The 4,720-nt window shown below is 59.6% G+C and carries 3 protein-coding genes; all 3 read right to left on the bottom strand.

The window, feature by feature from the left end:
- Positions 1-1,272: HlyD family type I secretion periplasmic adaptor subunit (locus tag NKI24_RS35515; RefSeq protein ID WP_352750805.1), on the bottom strand; the 1,272-nt coding region annotated here is incomplete at its 3' end.
- Positions 1,272-3,017 carry a type I secretion system permease/ATPase gene (locus NKI24_RS35510; protein ID WP_352750802.1) on the bottom strand — a complete coding sequence of 582 codons (1,746 nt, stop codon included), beginning with the start codon at positions 3,015-3,017 and terminating at the stop codon, positions 1,272-1,274. The genes NKI24_RS35510 and NKI24_RS35515, both read right to left, overlap by 1 nt.
- Before the next feature lie 103 nt (positions 3,018-3,120).
- The gene (eglC, locus tag NKI24_RS35505) at positions 3,121-4,512 is read right to left on the bottom strand and encodes an endo-1,3-1,4-beta-glycanase EglC (protein WP_352750799.1); all 1,392 of its coding nucleotides are present in this window, start codon (positions 4,510-4,512) and stop codon (positions 3,121-3,123) included.
- Positions 4,513-4,720: the final 208 nt, after the last annotated feature.

Below are 4,720 nucleotides of genomic sequence, written 5' to 3'. Positions count from 1 at the left end.
AGGTTTTACGAGGTAAGACAGCATTGTGCGGCTGCCGGTCGAGAAGAACACCTCGACAGGCATACCGGGCGACAAGGTCAGGCCCTTCAGCCTCGCAAGCTCTGCACGTGGCAGGCTGACACGCACAGTATAGAAGCTGGTGCCGCTTCGCTCATCGATGCTGAGATCGGGGGAGATTTCACTGACTACACCATTTAGCTCTGGCGTTGTCCGCTGGTTGAAGGCCGAAAGTCGCAAGGTTGCGCTCTGTCTTGGCATCAGCTGATCGATGTCCTGCGGAGCCACACGTGCTTCGACGGTCAGATCGTCTGTCACAGGGACAATCTGCATGATGAGCTCTCCCGCAGATATGACGCCACCGACCGTATGAACGCCGAGCTGATGGACGACGCCAGTCTGTGGGCTGCGTATATCAATACGCTTGAGCTGATCCTCGGCCGAGACCTTTTGCTCGACCAACTCCGAGAGCTTTGCCTGGACGTCACGAAGCTCGGTTGCCACCTCGCTGCGCAAATCCTGGTCGATCTGAATGATCTGCAAGCGGATTTCGGATGTATGACCCTTCGATTGCGCCATGGACGCAGTCAGCTTCCCATGCTCGGCTTCAAGCCGGACTGCATCACGCTCAAGCGTCGTTATGCGATCGATTGAAACCAGCTTGCGTTCCCAGAGTCTGCGCATTCCGTCGAGCTCAAGCCCGATCAATTTAATTTCCTGGCTTTTAGCATCCCTTTGCTCGCTCAAGCCGGCGACTTCTTCGGTGAGCTGAGCAATGCGCTCTCTCAACTGAGCCTTCTGGCCAGCGCGTGCCTGGCGACGAAATTCGAACAGGGACAGCTCGCCGGCCAGCGCACGCCGGATCTCAGGATCGTCCTGCCGCGACGTCAGCGAAGATGGGAAGGCGATGGTGTCAGTGCCATCGCGCTCGGCTTCGAGGCGGGCCAGACGGGCCTCGAATTCGTCCAGGCTCTTGGTGACCATGGCTAAATCGGCCCGGGTCACGGTTTCATCGAGACGGATCAAAACCTGGCCCGCCTTCACGGCGTCGCCTTCTCGCACGAGGATCTGACCGACCACGCCACCCGTTGGATGCTGCACCTTTTTAACGCTGGAATCGACGACCAGCCTTCCCGAAGCAATGACGGCTCCGGAAAGCTCCGTGACCGCGGCCAGGCTTCCGGCCCCACCAACCAGGAGCATGCAGACCGCGACACCGCCGAACAGATAGCGTCGGATGGTCCGGTCGATCGCCGATGCCGCGTGTTGGGTCATCAGTGTGTCGCCTCCTCAGGGCCGGAGACGACCTTCAGGGGAACGCCGCCCGAACGGGTTACCTTGCTCAAGACCTCATTCTTGGGGCCAAACGCCTGGACACGGCCGTTGGCCATGACGAGTACCTGATCCAGGCTTGCTAGGGCGCTCGGCCGATGGGCGACCACGACAGCAATGCCGCCTCGCGCCCGCACGCCCTCAATTGCCGCCGCCAGCGCGGCCTCCCCTTCGGAATCGAGGTTGGAATTGGGCTCGTCCAAGATAACCAGGAACGGATCGCCATAAAGGGCCCGTGCGAGCGCAACCCGCTGTCGCTGGCCCGCCGAAAGCGCCGATCCGGCCTCGCCGATCCGCGTTTCGTAGCCTTCCGGCAGATGGACGACAAGGTCATGAACGCCGGCCGCGCGCGCAGCCGCCAGTATCTTGTCCGAAGAGGCTTGAGGTTCGAAGCGTGCGATGTTCTCGGCAATGGTGCCATCAAACAGTTGCACATCCTGCGGCAGATAGCCGACATGGTTGCCCAGCTCTTGCGGCGACCACTGGTCGAGCGTTGCTCCGTCCAGCCTGACGGTCCCGCGGGCTGGAAGCCATATCCCGGCTATTGCTCGGACAAGCGATGATTTTCCAGACGCGCTCGGTCCGACGATGCCAAGGCCGGCGCCCGTTTCTAGCGCGAACCCGACATCCTGCACAACCACACGACGCTCGCCGGGTGGCGTGACGCAGATGCTTTCTACCGCAAGAGAAGATACAGGTGCAGACAGCGAGACACTCGTGGCAGTTTCAGGAAGCAGGGCCAAAAGCTGGCTCAGCCGGGTCCATGCCTGGCGAGCACTGACGAAACCCTTCCAGTGGGCGATAGCCAGTTCGACCGGTGCGAGCGCCCGGCTCATCATAATCGAACTGGCGATCATAATACCGGCTGTCGCTTCTTGATGAATGACCAGATAGGCGCCGATCGCCAGTATACCCGACTGCAGCATCATGCGCAGGATCTTCGAGATCGTGCCGAGCGTCCCAGCCAGGTCGCTGGCTCTTGCGTTGGTGTTGAGAAAGTCGGCGTTGACGCTTGACCAGCGCTCGGCGATGCGCGCGCCAAAGCCCATCGCCTGCAGAGCCTCTGCATTGCGACGCGTCGCCTCAGCAAGCGTATTGCGCGCTGCCGCCTGGCTGTTTGCCCTCTTCGCAGGCTCCCTGGTGCGAACTTCGGCAAGCACAGTCAGGCTCGAGAGAATGATGGCGCCTGCCAGCGCCGTCATGCCGATCCAGAGATGGAACAGGAAGCATATTGCCAGATACAGCGGCATCCAGGGCAGGTCGAAAAGCGCAGTCGGACCAGTGCTCGACAGAAACGAACGCACCTGGTCAAGATCCCGCAACGACTGAAGGCCGTCGCCTAGGAGCTTGGTGCGCAACGGCAAACGCATAAGGGCGGTATAGACTTGCCCGCTCAATCGCGCATCCAAAGCCATCCCGATGCGCACAAGCAACCGCGACCGGATAAGCTCAAGAACGCCTTGGAAAATGAACAGCATGCCGGCAAATACGGCAAGCCCGACAAGCGTCGGCACACTGCGGCCGGGTACGACCCGATCATAGACCTGCAGCATGAAGAACGAGCCGGTCAGCGCCAGAACATTGACGACGCCGCTCATCAGGGCAATTCCAGCGAACGCGCGGCGGAAAGAAGCCAAAACCGCAGCGAGGGTTGTTCGTGGCGGCTCGGACGAATGGGAATGCGACATCGCCTTCACATCGGTTCAAGTTCAGTCCCGGGCGCAAGGACCGTGCCCGCAATCAGGCTCGGCTACGACGTCTCCATACCGCAGCCACCGTCAGGTGTTGCGCCTAGATATGCCAATCGTTCAGCGCGTACGCGTGGATGTAGTCGATCTGCATTTCCGCAGGTGTCGCAAGCCCGTCGGCGGGCGCTCCCGCGAGGCCACCAACCGCCAGATCGACCAGCATATACATGGGGTCATGCATATCGGAAGGCGTTGCGGCGCGAGCAACTTCGACGTCATCGAAATACCAGACGAGTTCGTCTTCTGTCCACAGCACTCCGTAATTGTGGAACCCTTCGGTATCCGCGGCATAGGCCGTCGAGGACACTGTCGTATGCGTTCCCGTCTCGTTGGAGTGGCTTGTCATAATGAGCTTGTTTGGATCCTGACCGAGCATTTCCACGACGTCCAGTTCCGGTGGCCAGGAGCCGTCAGCCGGGAGAAGCCAGAAGGCCGGCCATACACCTTGCTTTGCGGGCATGTCAGCCCGAATTTCGAAATAGCCGTAGGTTTGTGCGAAGGACTCATAGGTCGTCAGCAAACCTGACGTGTATTTGTAATCGTTTATGTAGGGCTGGATTGCCGCGGGAGCCTGGGCGGCGGTAATCGTGAGAACACCGTCCTGAACACTGAACGGGTTGACCGAACTCGTCGGGGCGTAGTTGGTGTCGATATACCATTGAAGCTCCTTGTTGCTCGTGAGCGAGCTGCCGTTCGCGGCACCCCACCAGAAGTTCGAGTCCCAGGTGCCGCTCGAGCCATTCCACAGGTTGAGCGTGTTGAACTCGTCCGAGAAGGTGAGTTCCAGATGCGACCTGTCCAGGGCCAGATCGAACTGGCCTGGGGTGAACTGGTCGACGGTCTTGTTGGCGAAAACGAGAAATTCGTCATTGGACAGATTAAGTCGGACGTTCGCTCCCGACTGAACCATGTTGGCGTGCACGTCCTCGAAGGAGGTGAAGCCGTAACTCCCGACACGCACGGTATCATCGACGCCAAAATCGAGGATCAGGTCACTGCCGTTGCCGGGGGTCACGACGAAAATGTCCGCCCCGGATCCGCCCTTGAGAACGTCATCGCCCTGCAAGCCGTCGAGCGTCTGTTGGCCGGAGCCGCCGGCAACGATGTTGTTTAGCTCGTTTCCGAAAGCATAGTGTTTGTCGCCGGTGACCGTCAGGTTTTCGAAATTCGCTGGGAGTTTGTAGCTCATCCAAGTCGATATGGTGTCGACACCCTCGTTGGGCAGCTCGACCGCTTTGTTTTTGGAGGAATACAGATAATAGATGTCATCGCCCTTGCCGCCGTACATCGTCACGGTGACGCTACCGTCGGCGTACATTGAGTCGTTGTAGATGCTGCCATAAAGTGTCGGGCCGGAATTCGTCGCCGAATACCACTTTACGGAGGATCCGCTGTAGGGGAGTGGAACACCCTTGGCGTTCAGTACGTTGGCCATTTTGGTCCTTTCTCCTCTTGCTCGCCTCGATATCGGGCCTAACACCTATTGAGAGCAAAAGGAGCCATTACCATTTAGCCTTCGAGTTTGGAGGGTTACCAAAAGCTTAATATTCAGCGGAGCCACTTGCCGCGGGGGCCGCCTCACCCCTTCAAGGGCCCAAGGCGTGGCACCCGGCGCCTGCCGCTCTCCTTCGGCCGGTCGCAAT

It is taken from the genome of Mesorhizobium sp. M0701, from assembly GCF_040320365.1.
Taxonomy (GTDB): Bacteria; Pseudomonadota; Alphaproteobacteria; order Rhizobiales; family Rhizobiaceae; genus Mesorhizobium.
Note: the sequence above shows the minus strand (reverse complement) of the source record. Positions and strands in the feature narration are given on the sequence as shown.